Origin of the sequence: Nocardia sp. NPDC051570, assembly GCF_044454005.1 — a bacterium.
GTDB lineage: Bacteria > Actinomycetota > Actinomycetes > Mycobacteriales > Mycobacteriaceae > Nocardia.
This window is the reverse complement of the sequence record NZ_JBITDI010000015.1, coordinates 1-15,833: the sequence shown is the minus strand read 5'-3', so window position 1 is coordinate 15,833 and position 15,833 is coordinate 1. Positions and strand designations below refer to the sequence as shown.

At 67.6% G+C, this 15,833-nt stretch carries 14 protein-coding genes; 7 read left to right on the top strand and 7 right to left on the bottom strand.

Annotation, left to right across the window (positions count from 1 at the left end; all coding sequences use genetic code 11):
* Positions 1-49: 49 nt before the first annotated feature.
* Positions 50-1,642, bottom strand: a complete 1,593-nt coding sequence (locus ACIA76_RS31340) for an ATP-dependent DNA ligase (protein ID WP_397157047.1) — start codon at positions 1,640-1,642, stop codon at positions 50-52.
* 93 nt (positions 1,643-1,735) lie between these two features.
* Here ACIA76_RS31340 and ramB point away from each other — a divergent pair, with 93 nt between their 5' ends.
* The 3 genes from ramB to ACIA76_RS31325 all read left to right on the top strand — a co-directional run bounded on the left by ramB (position 1,736) and on the right by ACIA76_RS31325 (position 4,913).
* Positions 1,736-3,145, top strand: a complete 1,410-nt coding sequence (ramB, locus tag ACIA76_RS31335) for an acetate metabolism transcriptional regulator RamB (RefSeq protein ID WP_397157045.1) — start codon at positions 1,736-1,738, stop codon at positions 3,143-3,145.
* Between the two features lie 234 nt (positions 3,146-3,379).
* Positions 3,380-3,919, top strand: coding sequence for a carboxymuconolactone decarboxylase family protein (locus ACIA76_RS31330; RefSeq protein WP_397157043.1), 540 nt, complete (start codon positions 3,380-3,382; stop codon positions 3,917-3,919).
* A gap of 121 nt (positions 3,920-4,040) precedes the next feature.
* Complete coding sequence (locus tag ACIA76_RS31325; RefSeq protein ID WP_397157042.1) at positions 4,041-4,913, top strand: LLM class flavin-dependent oxidoreductase; 873 nt, start codon at positions 4,041-4,043, stop codon at positions 4,911-4,913.
* A 55-nt stretch (positions 4,914-4,968) separates the two neighbouring features.
* Here the strand turns inward: ACIA76_RS31325 and ACIA76_RS31320 are convergent, their stop codons facing one another.
* Positions 4,969-5,826 carry an SDR family oxidoreductase gene (locus tag ACIA76_RS31320; protein WP_397157040.1) on the bottom strand — a complete coding sequence of 286 codons (858 nt, stop codon included), beginning with the start codon at positions 5,824-5,826 and terminating at the stop codon, positions 4,969-4,971.
* Between the two features lie 107 nt (positions 5,827-5,933).
* Here ACIA76_RS31320 and ACIA76_RS31315 point away from each other — a divergent pair, with 107 nt between their 5' ends.
* Positions 5,934-6,332: a winged helix-turn-helix transcriptional regulator gene (locus tag ACIA76_RS31315; RefSeq protein WP_397157038.1), complete on the top strand. Its 399-nt coding sequence runs from the start codon at positions 5,934-5,936 to the stop codon at positions 6,330-6,332.
* A gap of 97 nt (positions 6,333-6,429) precedes the next feature.
* On the opposite strand, the gene lpdA is transcribed toward ACIA76_RS31315, so the two are convergent.
* On the bottom strand, positions 6,430-7,833 hold the full coding sequence (gene lpdA / locus ACIA76_RS31310; protein WP_397157036.1) for a dihydrolipoyl dehydrogenase: 1,404 nt from the start codon (positions 7,831-7,833) through the stop codon (positions 6,430-6,432).
* A gap of 93 nt (positions 7,834-7,926) precedes the next feature.
* Here lpdA and ACIA76_RS31305 point away from each other — a divergent pair, with 93 nt between their 5' ends.
* Complete coding sequence (locus tag ACIA76_RS31305; RefSeq protein ID WP_397157034.1) at positions 7,927-9,978, top strand: prolyl oligopeptidase family protein; 2,052 nt, start codon at positions 7,927-7,929, stop codon at positions 9,976-9,978.
* Here the strand turns inward: ACIA76_RS31305 and ACIA76_RS31300 are convergent.
* The 3 genes from ACIA76_RS31300 to ACIA76_RS31290 are packed head-to-tail and all read right to left on the bottom strand — an operon-like array spanning position 9,975 to position 13,154.
* Entirely contained in the window at positions 9,975-10,835 is an 861-nt protein-coding gene (locus tag ACIA76_RS31300; protein ID WP_397157032.1) for an alpha/beta fold hydrolase, read from the bottom strand. The two genes, ACIA76_RS31305 and ACIA76_RS31300, sit on opposite strands and share 4 nt — an antisense overlap.
* A 13-nt stretch (positions 10,836-10,848) precedes the next feature.
* Positions 10,849-12,489 carry an NAD-binding protein gene (locus tag ACIA76_RS31295; RefSeq protein ID WP_397157030.1) on the bottom strand — a complete coding sequence of 547 codons (1,641 nt, stop codon included), beginning with the start codon at positions 12,487-12,489 and terminating at the stop codon, positions 10,849-10,851.
* Between the two features lie 32 nt (positions 12,490-12,521).
* Positions 12,522-13,154 carry a TetR/AcrR family transcriptional regulator gene (locus ACIA76_RS31290; RefSeq protein WP_397157028.1) on the bottom strand — a complete coding sequence of 211 codons (633 nt, stop codon included), beginning with the start codon at positions 13,152-13,154 and terminating at the stop codon, positions 12,522-12,524.
* A 604-nt stretch (positions 13,155-13,758) separates the two neighbouring features.
* Between ACIA76_RS31290 and ACIA76_RS31285 the strand changes: the two genes are divergently transcribed.
* Together ACIA76_RS31285 and ACIA76_RS31280 are read left to right on the top strand one after the other, a co-directional pair.
* Positions 13,759-14,097 (top strand): ArsR/SmtB family transcription factor, encoded by a 339-nt coding sequence (locus tag ACIA76_RS31285; protein WP_397157026.1) that lies wholly within the window; start codon positions 13,759-13,761, stop codon positions 14,095-14,097.
* 3 nt (positions 14,098-14,100) lie between these two features.
* Positions 14,101-14,559 carry an SRPBCC family protein gene (locus ACIA76_RS31280; protein ID WP_397157024.1) on the top strand — a complete coding sequence of 153 codons (459 nt, stop codon included), beginning with the start codon at positions 14,101-14,103 and terminating at the stop codon, positions 14,557-14,559.
* A gap of 139 nt (positions 14,560-14,698) precedes the next feature.
* Here the strand turns inward: ACIA76_RS31280 and ACIA76_RS31275 are convergent, their stop codons facing one another.
* Positions 14,699-15,661: an NAD(P)H-dependent flavin oxidoreductase gene (locus tag ACIA76_RS31275; RefSeq protein WP_397157022.1), complete on the bottom strand. Its 963-nt coding sequence runs from the start codon at positions 15,659-15,661 to the stop codon at positions 14,699-14,701.
* Positions 15,662-15,833 lie beyond the last annotated feature (172 nt).

Genomic DNA, 15,833 nt, shown 5'->3' with positions numbered 1-15,833 from the left:
GAAAGGGCAGGTCAGGGATGACGACAGCCTCTCATACCAGACGGTCGGTTCAAGTTTCCCGAATCGGCGTGGCGTCGATTGCCGCGGCCATCCCGGCGGGCAGCAGGGCGCGCACGGCATCGATGGTGTCGGCGTCGGCGGGTTCCTTATCGGGGCGATAGCGGACCACCCGGGCGAAGCGCAGCGCCACCCCGCCCGGATAGCGGGGACTGATCTGCACACCGTCGAGGGCGATCTCGACCACCAACTCCGGAAACAGGTAGACCACCTGCCCGTCGCGGGTGCGCTCATGGCGTGGGAATTCGGCGGTCTGCCACTGCAGGAGCGCGTCGGTGAGTCCCTTGAAGGTCTTGCCGACCATGATCGGCTCGCCGCCTTCCGGATCGCGGGCGCCCAGATGCAGATTCGACAGATATCCGGTGCGGCGGCCGTAACCCCATTCCGCGCCGAGCACGACGAGGTCGAGCGTATGGGCCGGTTTGATCTTCTGCCAGGCCCGCCCGCGTCGCCCCGCCGCATACGGCGCGGACAGCGATTTGATCATCACGCCCTCGTGCCCCGCCGCCAGCGCGCCGTCGAAGTATTCGGCCGCGGCCTCGGCATCGGGCCGGATGAGCGCCGGAATGCTGTGCTCGCCAGCGACTTTCGTCAGCGCGACCCGGCGCTCGGCGAGCGGTGCGTCGAGCAGATCGACGCCGTCCAGATACAGGCAATCGAAGAAGTACGGATGCAGCAGCAGATCGCGGGTGGAGGTGGCCGCGGGCGGGCGCAGGGCGGGATCGATCGTGGGGTCGGTGGCGAAGCGGCTCATCGTCTCCTGAAACGGCCGCGGCCGCCCCGCATCGGTCAGCGCCAGCGTCTCCCCGTCGAGAACGACGCTGTCACAAGGTAATTCCCGGACCAATTGCACCAGCTCGGGGACGCCGGAGGTGATATCGCGCAGTGTCCGGGTGAACACCCATACCCGGGAACCCTTGCGGTGCACCTGAATTCGCGCACCGTCCATCTTCTGCTCCACACTCACCTCGCCGCCGAACTCCGCCAGCGCCTCGTCCAGCGCCGCCCCGGGCGAGGCGAGCATCGGCTGGATCGGCCGGCCCACCTCCAGCCGGAATTCGGCCAGCGCCGCGGCCCCGCCGGTCAGCGCCGCCACGGCCGTCACCGGCAGCTGCCCGGACAGCATGTAGGCCCGGCGCACGGCCTCGACCGGCACCTGGGCGGACCGCGCGACGGCCTCGGCCACGATCGCGGCCAGCGCGCCCTGGCGCAGCTCGCCGGTCAGCAGGCGGATCAGGAAGTCCCGCTCCGCGGCGGTGGCCGCGCCCAGCAACGCGACCAGCGACTCGCGGCGCCGGGCCGCGGAACCCGCTCCGGCCGTGGCGGCCAGTTCGGTGAACGTGGCGTCGACGGCCGCCACGGTCAGGGTCGGTTCGGGCGCCGGATCGACCGCGACGGCCATGAGCGTGCGCCAGCCCGTGCCGATGCGGCCCTGCGACAACTCCCCCGATACCCACGCGACGACCTGCGCGAGCTCGTCGGAGCCTGCCTCCGCCAACAGCTCCGCGAGCGTGGCGATCTTCGTCTTGCGCGAGGCGCTCGCCCGCACGGCCTGCGACGCCTCGACGACTCGGGACAGCAACACGGATCGACGGTAACGCTCGGGTGTGACATATCGCGCAACAGATCTGCTAATTACCGGTTGGCAAACCTGCAAAATCGTCCATAAACTGGACATATGGCCAAGACTTACGTCGGGGCTCGGCTTCGCCAGCTGCGCACCGAACGAGGACTGAGCCAGGTCTCGCTCGCCAAGAAGCTGGAGATCTCGGCGAGTTACCTCAATCAGATCGAACACGACGTGCGCCCGCTCACCGTGCCGGTGCTGCTGCGCATCAGCGAGATCTTCGGCGTCGACGCCACCTTCTTCTCCTCGCAGGACGACACCCGGCTCATCGCCGAACTGCAGGAGGTCGTGATGGATCAGGAGCTGAGCATCGAGGCCGATGCCCAGGAGATCGCGGATATGGTCTCCGCGCATCCGAGCCTGGCGCGGGCGATGGTGAATATGCACCGCCGTTACCGCAATACGACCGCCCAGCTGGCCGCCGCCACCGAGGACCGCTTCGCCGACGGCAGCGGCTCCGGCGCGATCTCCCGCCCGCACGAGGAGGTCCGCGACTTCTTCTATCAGCGGCAGAACTACATCCACGAATTGGATACCGCCGCAGAGGAACTCGCGACCCGCATGCGTTTCCACGGCGGCGATCTCAACCGCGAGATCGCGCGGCGGCTGACCACCGCGCACGGTGTGCAGATCGTCGAGCGCATCGATCTCGGCGACGGCGTGCTGCACCGCTTCGACGCCACCGAGCGGCGGCTCGAGATCGCGCCCTATCTGTCCGGTGGACAGCGGTCGTTCAAGCTCGCGGCCGAACTGGCCTATCTGGAATGCGGCGATCTGATCGATAAGCTGGCCGAGGAGGCGAATTTCGCCTCCGAGGACACCCGCAAGCTGGCGCGGCTGGGCCTGGCCAACTACTTCGCGGCCGCGACCGTACTGCCGTACTCCTACTTCCACGAGGTGGCCGAGGACTTCCGCTACGATATCGAGCGGCTCTCGGCCTTCTTCACCCAGAGTTATGAGACTGTGTGCCACCGGCTTTCGACGCTACAGCGGCCGAAGCTGCGCGGGGTGCCGTTCTCGTTCGTCCGCGTCGACCGCGCCGGCAACATGTCGAAGCGCCAGTCCGCCACCGGATTCCATTTCTCCTCCGCGGGCGGCACCTGCCCGCTGTGGAACGTCTACGAGACCTTCGCCTATCCGGGCCGCATCATGACCCAGATCGCCCAGATGCCCGACGGCCGCAAGTATCTGTGGATCGCCCGCACCGTCGAGCGCCGCGCTACCCGCTACAACGAGCCGAGTAAGACCTTCGCCATCGGCCTGGGATGCGAACTGCGCCATGCCAGTCGGGTCGTCTACGCCGACGGCCTCGACCTCAACGACCCCACGGCCACCCCCATCGGCGCGGGCTGCCGGGTCTGCGAACGCGCCAACTGCCCGCAGCGCGCGTTCCCGCCGCTGGGCAAATCGCTCGACATCAGCGAGCACCGCAGCTCGATCTCGCCCTACGTGCTGCGATAGACCCTGTGGCACAACGATTTCCGAATCCAGGCCGCCTCCGGTAGCGTTCCTCGGTTGGCGCAAATCTTGCGCCCGGGAGGAATACGGCTGGCAATACTGGCCGTTACGAGGGCGGGCCGGCGAGGGGAACCGACGGGTACGCGAGATGACGCGCAGGGGGCGGGATCTCGCGGCACCCCGGTCCGGCCCGCGCCCACCACTGCGCGAGGGACCCGCGCACTGTTAGCGTGGGGCATGATATCGAGGGAGCCACGCATTGCGCCGGGTCGGCTGCGGGAACTGGGTCCGATCAACTGGGTGGTCTGGCAGGTGATCTCGCGGGCGGCGGGCACCGCGGACGCCCATCTGTTCAGCACCCTCGGGCGGACCGGCGGACTGTTCCGCGGCTGGCTGCACTATTCGGGGCGGCTGATGCCGGGCGGAAAGCTACGGCGCTTCGATACCGAGCTGGTCATCCTGCGGGTGGCGCATCTGCGCGGATGCGAATACGAGACCGATCACCACATCCGGCTCGGCAAGCGGGCGGGCGTCACCCCGGAGATCCTGGAGCGGCTGCGCACCGGCCCGGACGCACCCGGCTGGTCGGACCGGGAGCGGGCCCTGCTCACCGCCGTGGATCAGCTCGTGCGGACCCGCGATCTCGACGATGCCACCTGGTCGGCGCTGGCCGCGCACTACGACGAGCACCGCCTGATCGAAATCGTGCTGCTGGTCAATCAATACGAGGGACTGGCCAGCACCATCACCACGCTGCGCATTCAGAACGATCACTGATCCCCCTCCCAGTCCCCGGCGCGTCCCCTCCCAGTCCCCGCGCGTCCCCTCCCAGTCCCCGGCGCGTCCCCTCCCAGTCCCCGGCGCGCTTTTCGCCGGGGCGCCTGGTAACGATGTACCCATGACAACCCTCGGAATCGCCTTCCGTCCCCAGAATCCGCCGGAGCGGCTGCGCGAAATCGCGCGCGTCGCAGACGAATCCGGGCTCGACGAGCTGTGGATCTGGGAGGACTGCTTCCTCGAGGGCGGCATCGCGACCACCGCGGCGGCGCTGGCCTGGACCGAGCGGGTCCGCATCGGCGTGGGCGTGCTCCCGGTCCCGCTGCGCAATATCGCGCTGGCCGCCATGGAGATCGCCACGCTGGAGCGGATGTTCCCCGGCCGCGCGATCTGGGGCGTGGGCCACGGTGTTCAGGAGTGGATGGGTCAGGCCGGCGCCCGTGTCGACTCACCGGTCACGCTGCTGGGCGAATACCTCGACGGGCTGCGCCGCCTACTGTCGGGCGAACGGGTGACCGTCCAGGGTCGCTACGTCACACTCGACGAGGTGGCCCTGGACTGGCCCCCGGCCACCGCGCCGCGGCTGCTCTCGGCCGCGACCGGCCCGCGCACCCTGCGCCTGGTCGGCGAGAAGGCCGACGGTGCGGTGCTGACCTCGGGCACCACACCCGATATGGCCAGGCGCGCAATCGAACTCATGGGCGAGGGCCGGGCCGCCGCGGCGCGCGCCGACAAGCCGTACGTCGTCATCAACCTGGCCACCGCGACCGGCACCGGCGCGGCCGAACGCCTCGAGGCCGATCTGCGCGCGATGGGCCGCGCCGATATCGAGGGCCTCGGTGTGGCCGGTGACGCACAGGCGGTCGCCGACGCGGTCGCCCGCATGGTCGACGCCGGCGCGGATTCGGTCGCCCTGCAGCCCACCGCCGACGAGCCGGATCTCGAGGGGTTCGTGCGATTCGTCGCGGAGAAGGTCCGCCCGCTGGTGCCGTAGCGCTCGGACGCAGGCGTTCCCGACCTCGAGCCGGAAACGCCTGCGCAGGCATGTCTTATCCGGCGAGTGCCGCCCCGAACACCTCGACCGCCGGGGTGGTCGGCCGCCCGATGAGCTTGCCCAGATCGCCGCTGGACACATCCAGGAATCCGGCGGCGATACCCTTCGCATCCGCATCCGCCAGCACCCGCGCATAATCGGCGTCCAGCCCCGCCTGCCGCAGCGCGGCCACGTAATCGCCCTCGGCGACATCCTGATACCGAACCGGCTTACCGGATGCCTCCGAAATCCGCTGTGCCACTTCGGCATACGTCAGCCGTTCGTCACCGCCCAGCTCGTAGACCCGCCCGGCATGCCCCTCGGTGGTGAGCACGACCGCGGCGGCCTCGGCATAATCCGCGCGCGCCGCACCCGCGATGCGGCCCTCGCCGCCCGCGCCGTACAGCGTCCCGGACTCGACAGCCGGGACCACGCTGTGCTCGTAGTTCTCCCAGTACCAGCTGTTGCGCAGCACGGTATGCGACACAGTCGAATTCGCGAGCACGGCCTCGGTCTCGCGATGCTCCTGCGCCAGAAGGGTCGGATTCTCGGTGGCCCGCGGAATGCTGGTGTAGGCGAGCAGTTCCACGCCCGCCCGCTCGGCCGCGCGGATCACGGTGGTGTGCTGGTCGAGCCGCTTGCCGAATTCGTTGCCGGAGATCAGCAGCACCCGGTCGACCCCCGCCAGCGCCCGATCCAGCGCCTCGGCATCGTCGTAGGACGCCTGCCGCACCTCGACGCCGCGCTCGGCCAGATCGGCCACCTTCGCCGGATCGCGGACAATCGCGACGACCGGCCCGGCCGCCCGGCGCAGCAGCGCCTCCACAACGAGACGACCCAGCTGCCCGCTGGCCGCGGTGACGGCGACGGTCATGACTACCTCCAGTGAGTATTCGTACAGTGCCTACGGAACATACAGCACTAACTAATAGTTAGTACATGGTATTCCGGCATTACTGGCAGATAGGTAGCATCACCGTCATGAGCATGCGGCACGTCCAGCCGGCCGACAGCGCCGATCCGACGCTGGAGGCCGATGTTTTCGCCAAGAACTGCACATCGCGACCGGTTCTGCAGAACGTCGCGAGTCGCTGGGGCACCCTCGCCCTGGTCGCCCTGCGCGAGGGTCCCTACCGGTTCAGCGCCCTGCGCCGCCGCGTCGACGGCGTCAGCGAGCGCATGCTCTCCCAAACCCTGCAGGCCCTGGAGCGCGACGGCATGATCCACCGCGAGGTCGTCCAGACCATCCCCCCGCGCGTCGAATACACCCTCACCGACCTCGGCGCCCGCATCGCCGAACATCTCGAGGCCCTGATCATCACCCTGGAAACCAATCTCGACACAATCACCGAGGCCCAGGCCGCCTACCAGCGCGAATGACAAACGCCCCGCACCTGTTCTCGGTGCGGGGCGCTCCCCTTGTTTGTTCCCGGCGCGCTCCGGACCCATTGTTCCCGGCGCGCTCTTTGCGCCGGGATCAGAAGTTGATCATGTGCCCGGCCAGACCATGGAAGGCCTCCTGCAGGGCCTCGCTCAGCGTCGGATGGGTGTGCACGTTGCGGGTCAGCTCGTTGACCGTCAGGTCCCACTTCTGGGCCAGGGTCAGCTCCGGCAGCAGTTCGGAGACGTCGGGGCCGATGAGGTGGCCGCCGAGCAGCTCGCCGTACTTGTTGTCGGAGATCAGCTTCACGAAGCCCTGGGCATCGCCGAGGCCGTGGGCCTTGCCGTTGGCGGTGAACGGGAAGGTGGCGACCTTCACGTCATAACCCTCGGCCCGCGCCTGCTCCTCGGTGAGGCCGAAGCTGGCGACCTGCGGCTGGCAGAAGGTGGCGCGCGGCATCATCCGGTAATCGCCCAGCGGCAGGGTCTCCGCACCGCCGATCGTCTCGGCGGCGACCACGCCCTGCGCCTCGGCCACATGGGCCAGCTGCAGCTTGGCGGTGACATCGCCGATGGCGTAGATATGCGGCACATTGGTGCGCATGTAGTCATCGATGGCGATCGCGCCGCGATCGGTCAGCCGCACGCCGGTGTTCTCCAGGCCGTAGCCCTCCACCCGCGGCGCGAAGCCGACGGCCTGCAGCACCTTGTCGACCGTGACGGTCTCGACAGCGCCGGACTTGTTGTCCTTGATGCTGACGGTGACCTTGGAGCCGTTGTCCTCGATGGACTGCACCGCGGCGCCGGTGGTGATCGTGATCCCCAGCTTCTTGTACGCCTTGGTGATCTCCTTGGACACATCGGCGTCCTCGTTGGGTAGCGCCCGGTCCAGGAACTCCACGATGCGCACATCGACGCCGTAGTTCTTCAGGACGTAGCCGAACTCCATGCCGATCGCGCCCGCGCCGACGATGAGGATCGAGCCCGGCAGATCGCGGGTCATGATCTGCTCTTCGTAGGTCACCACGTTCTGCGACAGCGAGGTGCCCGGCAGCAGCTTGGTATTGGTGCCGGCGGCGATGATGACATTGTCGAACGTGATCTGCTCGGTACCGCCCTTGGACAGCTCGACCGACAGCGTATGTGCGTCGGTGAAGGTGCCCTTCCCGTCGTACTCGTCGATCTTGTTCTTCTTCATCAGGAAGTGCACGCCCTTGACGCGGCCGTCGGCGACCTTACGGCTGCGATCGAAGGCGGCGCCGAAGTCGAAGCTCGCCTCGCCGGTGATACCGAACGTCTTCGCTTCCTTGGTGAAGATATGCGCCAGCTCCGCGTTGCGCAGCAGCGCCTTGGACGGAATGCACCCGACGTTCAGGCATACGCCACCCCAGTATTTCTGCTCGACGATCGCTGTTCGCAGGCCGAGTTGAGCGGCGCGGATCGCGGCGACATACCCGCCGGGACCAGCACCGAGAACGACGACATCGTAGTGGGAAGTCACGGCTTCGAGCCTAACGCAGTGTTGTTTTGCGCCGCCTCCGGCGTCGCGGGTTCGCGGCCCCGAAGGCCGCTAACCTCAGCCACAATGGCAACCATGGCAGGTGTCGAAGAGCAGCGATCCGATCCCTATCTGTGGTTGGAGGAGGTGACCGGTGAGCAGCCGCTCGAGTGGGCGCGAGCGCATAACGACGTGGTGGTTGAGCGGTTTGCGACTTCCGACCGGTTCTCCGAACTGGAACATCGCATTCTGGCCATGCTCGACACCGACACACGCATCGCGTATCCATCCCGGCGCGCCACATGGCTGTACAACTTCTGGCGCGACGGCGCGCACCCCAAGGGGCTGTGGCGGCGAACCACCTTCGCCGAATACCGCAACGACAATCCGCGGTGGGAGGTGCTCATCGACCTCGACGCGCTGGCCGAGGACGAGGGCGAGAACTGGGTGTGGGGCGGGGCCTCGGTGCTGCGCCCGGAACAGTCGCTGGCGCTGATCAGCCTGTCCCGCGGCGGCGCCGACGCCAAGGTGGTCCGCGAATTCGATGTGGCCACCAAGCAATTCCGCGATCCGGCCGACGGCGGATTCCATCTGCCCGAGGCCAAATCCCAGATCCGCTGGATCGATGCCGACACCGTCTATGTCGGAACGGATTTCGGACCCGGTTCGCTCACCGACTCCGGCTACGCCCGCATCGCCAAGCGCTGGCGGCGCGGCACGCCACTGAGCGAGGCGCAGACGGTATTCGAGGGCGAACAGGGCGATGTGCTGGTGTCGGCGGGCTACGACCGCACGCCGGGCTACGAGCGGCACTACGTAGGCCGCGCCACCGACTTCTTCAACGAATCGGTCTATCTCCTCGAAGACGACGGCAGCCTGCGCCATCTCGACGTACCGAGCGACTCCTCGGAATCCTGGTACAAGGATTGGCTGCTGGTGCGGCTGAAGACGCCGTGGGAGGTGGGCGGCGAGACCTATCCCGCGGGCGCGCTGCTGGCCGCGAATCTGGAGGAATTCCTCGCGGGCGCACGGGATTTCGAGATCGTCTTCACCCCCGACGCGCATACCTCGCTGCACGGCTACGGCTGGACCGAGAACTATCTGATCCTCATCACGCTCGAGGATGTGCAGACCAAACTGTATGTCGTCCGGCCGGGGACGGGCAGCTGGGTGCGCGAACCGCTGGCCGACACCCCGCCCATGGCCACCACCAACGTCATGAACCTCGACCCCCTCGAGGGCGGCGACGAATTCATGCTCACCACAAGCGGATTCACCACGCCCGCCACCCTGCTGACGAGTTCGGTGGGCGGATCGTCCGAACCGCTCAAACAGGAACCGGCATTCTTCGACGCCGACGGCCTCGAGACCGAGCAGTTCTTCGCCCGATCCGATGACGGAACGATGGTGCCGTACTTCGTGATTCGCCATCGCGACCACAAGGGCGGGCCCGGCCCGACGGTGATGTCGGGCTACGGCGGTTTCGAGGTCTCGCGCACCCCCGCCTACAGCGGCGCGTCCGGTATGGGCTGGCTCGAACGCGGCGGCACCTGGGTGATGACCAATATCCGCGGCGGCGGCGAATACGGGCCCGAATGGCATACGCAGGTGCAGAAGGCCAACCGGCACAAGGTCTACGAGGACTTCGCCGCCATCGCCCGCGATCTGGTCGACCGCGGCATCACCACCGCATCGCGGCTGGGCGCGGTCGGCGGCAGCAACGGCGGCCTGCTCATGGGCGTGATGCTCACCCGGTATCCGGAGTTGTTCGGCGCCATCGTGTGTCAGGTACCGCTGCTGGATATGAAGCGCTACCACCTACTGCTGGCCGGGGCGTCGTGGATGGCCGAATACGGCGATCCGGACAAGCCGGAGGAGTGGGAATACATCGCGAAGTATTCGCCGTATCAGAACGCCCGAGCCGACGCGTCCTATCCGCCGATCCTGCTGACCACCTCCACCCGCGACGACCGCGTCCATCCCGGACATGCGCGCAAGATGGCCGCGCTGCTCGAGGAGCAGGGGCATACGGTCTGGTACCACGAGAACATCGAGGGCGGCCACGGCGGCGCGGCGGACAACAAGCAGATGGCGTTCCAGGCAACCCTGATCTACGAATTCTTCATCCAGATGCTGATGGAACCCTAACGGTCCCTGATCCACCGCTCGATCCGGTCGACCGTGGAGGCGGGGCTGGCGATCCAGCCGTTATGCCCCAACGCCTCCGGCTGATGCCAGGTGCTGACGCGCGCTTTGGGCAGCTTCTCCAGCAGATGGTCGGCCGAACCGGGCGGGGCCAGATCGTCGCCAGCGACGGTGATCGACAGCACCGGCAGCTTCAGCCTGCCGATGCGCTCCTCGTAGTCGATATCCGCACCGGCCGGTTCGAATCGGCCGGTGCGGGCCAGTCGCGCCCAATCGGAGATCAGCACCTTGGACTGGCGGCCGAAACCGCCCGCGGTGATACGGTCGCCGGGCCAGAACCCGGCCAGATTCGCGGTCAGCGAGACGGCCGCCGGGATCGCCATCATGGCCGAGCGGGCAATGCCCCCGAAGCCGCGGTAGTAGGGCGTGCCGGAGGCGATCAGGATCAGCCCGCCCAGGCGCCCCCGGATCCGGGCGGCGTACATCACGCCCAGCTGTCCGCCCATGCTGTGCCCCAACAGGATCGGCGTGCTGTCCGGGAAGCGCTCGCGCACCACCTCGAATATCGCCGGAAAGTCCACCGACACCAGCTCCTGATATCCGTAGGCGCTGGCCGGACTCGGCGTGGGCCGGCTGTCCCCGTTTCCGCGCAACTCACCGATCGCGGCATCGAATCCACGCCGGGCCAGATGATCGGCGAACAGCTCGTAGTACGCACCCGGTACTCCCAACCCCGGAATGATCACGACCACCGCCCGGGGCGCGTCCGGGGTGATCGGATGGCGATGCGCGCCGCGCGCCGGAATCAACCGCACCGGCACAGTGCTGCCGTCGGGCACCTGAATCGGAACAGTCTCCATGACCGGCACGCTACTACTGCGGCCTCCCCACGCTGCGCGACAGCAATTCGTGCAGGCCGGTGCGGGTCGCGACCACCACCAGCTGATTGCCCACGGCCAGCGCGGTTTCCGGATCCGGCTGCCATTCGAGCTCCGCGCCCACCGCGCGCTGCAGGGCGATGACCCGGGTCTGTTCGGACAGGTCGGCGGCGTGAATCGGCGTGCCCACCAGGGCCGAATCCGGTTCGACGGGGATTTCGGCGACCATCAGCGTGTCGCCGTTGACCGACAGCGTCGCGATCACCCGCTGCTGCGCCGCGGCCGCCGCGAAACCCTCGGCCGCGAGCTGGAACACACTGCGCACCACGGCCTTTCCGAGACTCTTCTGGACCCGTTCGGCGAGATCGTCATCGGATAACCGCAGTACCACCCGCAGATCGTCGCGATAGGACTGACCCAGCAGCGCCGCCTCGAGATTCACCGCATCGCTGCTGGTCAGCAATACCAACGCCCGGGCGCGCTGGACACCGGCCGCCTGCAGCGAATCCTCCCAGGTGGCCTGACCGACCACCACCGGTACCCCGAGCGTGCGCGCCAGCGCGATACCGCGGGCGTTCTCGTCGAAGTCCAGCCCGACCACCCGCACCCCGAGATCGCGCAGCTGCTCCATCACGCGGGAGCCGACATTGCCGAGCCCGGCGACGACGACGTGATCGGTGAAATCCGCGGGATCCGGCCCGATCTGCTCGGACAGCTGGGCGCGCAGCACCCCGCCCACCACCATGGCCGTGACCACCGGAGTCAGCGCCAGCCCGATGAATACGACCCCGACCTGCAATATCTTGTAGATCCCCGAGCGGGTGGGCTCGGGCTGCGCGGCCCCCGCGGCGTCGAGCAGCGTCTCGTAGATCGCGTCGCCCCAGGCATTTCCGATCACCATCATCAGCGCGCAGACGATGACGATCAGCGTCAGCAGCGCCAGCATCAGGCGAACCAGGTTGTTGCGCATCAGATATCGGGCCACCCGCAGCCAATGGCCGCGCCGGCTGGGCAGATTCAGGACCCGATCCGCCAGCGCCAGGGCCCGCCCGCCGCCGCGACCCGGCGGCAGCAACCGGATGTTCCCGGTCTCCTCGGTCAGCGCGCAGACGATCTTCCCGGCCGGCGCGTCCGACGATCCGGTGACATACAGCGTCCGCTCGCCGAGGCGCAGATAGTCCAGGGTCTTCTCGCCGAGCGCCGCCGCGATGAACGACGGCGCGGCGATCTCCGAGATCGACAGGACCACGCAGTCGGCGAACAGGCTGCGGATGCGAAAACCCAGGCCGGTGTTGAACATTCGGATCACCAGCCGGATCCGCGCATTGAGTTCGTGCGCCCGCAGCGCGGCATGGAAGTTCTCCACATCCGCCTGATCCACCAGCACCAGCGCACGGGCCTGCGCCACCCCGGCCCGCCGCAGCGTCTCCTCGTCCAGCCGATCCGCGCACTGGATCCGCACCCGCTCCAACCGCTCCAGCTGCGGCACGTACCCACCGTCGCGGTGGGGCAGGACCACCGTCACGATCGCGTCCGCGAACCGGGTCACCAGCTGTAGCGCCAGCTGATAGACGAGCGGATTATCCCCGCAGACAACGAAACTGGGGGCCGCCCTGTCCCCCTCGTGGACGTGCATAGCAGCGATGCTAGGCGAACCGGATGCGGCAGCTATGCGCTGACGGCGCCGATGATCACCCGGCGGAGCACCCGGATGATGTCGTCGAGCGGCCGGCGCGGCTCCGAACCGCTCCACGCGTCGACGACGTAGTTGACCGCACCGATGATCGCGATGGATCGCATCTCGTAGTCGCCGGGCGGGATCTCGCCCTGTAGCGCAGCGTCTTCCGCGGCGCTGGCCAGCAACGATCCCCAGGCTCGGCGCAACTCCAGGCGAAACTTCTCGACCTTCGGTCCGGCACCGACCACCTCGACCAGGGCGACCCGGGCCCGGCGCGGATCGCGTCCGATGGCCTCGACATAGGCCCGCACGGCCGCGTCGATGACCTCCACCGCGCTGTGTTCGGTGTGATCGGCCAATGCGGCCGATACCGCTTCCCGCGATTCGCGGTCGATGTGTTCATAGAGCTCGAGCAGCAGCGATTCGCGCCCGGTGAACTCCTCGTAGAACTGTCGTGAGGAGAGTCCGGCATCTTTACAAATGGCCCCGACGGAGCTGTTGGCATAGCCGTCTCGGCTGAACACCGACAATCCGGACTCCAGAAAACGCGCACGTCGCTGCCGCTGCCGGTCTTCTACGGGCTGTCCGGCGTACATCCTGCCCGCGTTCGTTTCCTGTGACATTGCGCGAGACTTTACCGAAGGGCCCGATCCCCTCGTCATAGATCGGGCTCATCGGTTGTACCTCCGGCTTTTCCTGCGTTAGCCGGAAGTTGTCTCCCTGACCGTGGGTGCGGGCGGAAAACTGTGCCCGCAGGTCACTGGCGATTTGCCGAATCGGACGATAGTCGATGGAACTGTTCAAGGGAAGAGGTTTTGGAGGATTTTTTTAACTATTATTTGGAAATACTCAGCGTTATGATATTTCGCCTGGTGAATCGTCTCCCGGGCCGATTGATACGGCATGCCGAACATATGGCCAGACCTGGGAATACGACAAAGCGGCCGGTAAATCGGATGCGAGCGGCGACAGGCCGATGCGCAAAGAGCGACACTCCGAAGGCGGGCGGTCGCGCGTCCGCGGCCCGGTTCGGACTTCGACAGCCGCCCCGCCCGCAGTAGCGAACAGTTCGCCGTCCAGGCCTGCGAATCTGGGCCATTCGGCCCGACACGCGAAACGCCCTACGCGGCAAGTCCTTCCAAACGGAATCGCGACCGTCCGGTCCGGATGGGCTCAATAGTCAAGCCATCGCTTGACCATCCGGTCCGCGGTCATATACTTAAGTATGTGCTTAACCAATCCGGAGATCTCGACCAGGTCTTCCGCGCACTCGCCGACCCCACGCGGCGCCACCTGCTCGAACGACTGACCGCGGGCCCCGCGAGCGTGAGCGCGCTGGCCGAACCGTTGACGATGTCGTTGGCGGCGGTGGTCCAGCATCTGCAGGTGCTGCAGGATGCCGGGCTGGTGCGGTCGGAAAAGGTTGGGAGAGTACGCACCTGCCAGTTGGCGCCCGAGGCCCTGCGCCCCGCCGAACAATGGCTGGGTGCCCGGCGCACCCGTTGGGAACACCGCCTCGACGCCCTCGGCGAGATCCTCGCCGAACATACCGATCACGAGGAGTAGCTCATGTCCGATCACACCGTCACCCACGCCACCTTCACCCTCGAGCGCGAGTACACCGCCGCACCCGCAACGGTCTTCGCCGCCTGGTCGGACCCGGCGACCAAGGCCCGCTGGTTCGCCGGCGGCAACGCGCGGCACGAACTCGACTTCCGCGTCGGCGGCCGGGAAACCGCCCGCGGCGTCCACGACGGTATCGAGATGACCTTCGAGACGATCTATCAGGAGATCGTCCCCGACGAGCGCCTCGTCTACACCTCCACGATGCACTGGGGCGACACGGTCGCCACAGTCTCCCTCACCGCAGTGGAATTCGTTGCCACCGAGGCGGGTACGCGCCTGGTCCTGACCGAACACGGCGCCTATCTGGACGGCCACGAACAGCCCGCCTGGCGCGAACAGGGCACCGGCGACCAATTGACAGCCCTCGCAAAGGAACTCGAGACCGCCCCGACCACCCGGTGACCCTGTGGTACCAGGTAGTGGTCCGCGGCCCACACGACCGAACCCCACACGCCACACAGTGAACTGACACCAGGTCGCGGTCCGTGGCCCCGTGATTGTGATCACGAGATCTCCGAACGTCTGTGCCCCGGATGACTTTCTACCGTGGGGCGACGCGGGTGAGGGCTTGTTCGGCCTCGGTGGTCACCGTGGTGACGATGTCGCGGGCCGATTCGATGGAGTCGACCAGGCCGACGGCTTGGCCCGCCCAGACGGGGAGGACGTTCAGGTCGCCGCGGGCGGCGGCCTCGCGGTACTCCTGGAGGGCCGTTGTGTCCGAACGTAATTCGTCGTCTCGTCCGCGCCAGCGGTCGAGGACGGCGTTGCGAAGGGTGCGGGCGGGGTAGCGGTGTGGCCATGGGGCGCCGCGGGCGATGTCGAGGGTGTGATTGCGCTCGGTGTCCTGGCCGTCGGCGTCGAGCAGGGCCTTGACGATTTCGGGCGACACCAGCGCCTCCGGGGTCGCCTGGAAACGGGTGCCGATGAGCGCGCCGGCCGCGCCCAGGGTCAGGGCCGCGGCGAGGCCGCGGCCGTCGGCGATCCCGCCCGCGGCGAGGACCGGCGTCGGACCGACCAGATCGACCACGGCCGGGACGAAAGACAGTGTGCCGATACCGTTCTCGCCGCAGTGGCCGCCGGCGTCGCCGCCCTGGGCGACGATGATGTCGGCGCCCACGTCGAGCGCGCGCCGGGCCTCGTCCAAGTCGGTCACCTGCAGGATCAGCTTGACGCCCGAATCGCGGACCCGCTGCGCGAACGGTGTCGGATCGCCGAACGACAGCATGATCGCCGCGGGCTCGAACTCCAGCGCCAGAGCCACGGCATCCGTATCGATTGCCCAGACGAGGAATCCGATACCCCAGGGCTCGGTCGTCGCCCGCCGCGCGATACCGACCTCCCGTGTGAGCCATTCGCGATCGCCGCGGCCCGCGCCGATGAGGCCCAGACCGCCGCCGTCGGATACCGCGGCGGCGAGCGCTCCGCCCGCCTCACCGCCCATCGGTGCCGAGGCGATCGGGTGCCGGACGGACATGAGCTTCGTGAACGAGGTCTGCAAGGCCATGCCTACGAGCTTGGCATGACCTCGTGCGCAATAGGCATGAGAAATGCGAAAGGGCCCTGACTGGTGTCAGGGCCCTTTCGGGAATGTATGTTCCGGCGGTGTCCTACTCTCCCACACCCTGGCGAGTGCAGTACCATCGGCGCTGGCAGGCTTAGCTTCCGGGTTCGGAATG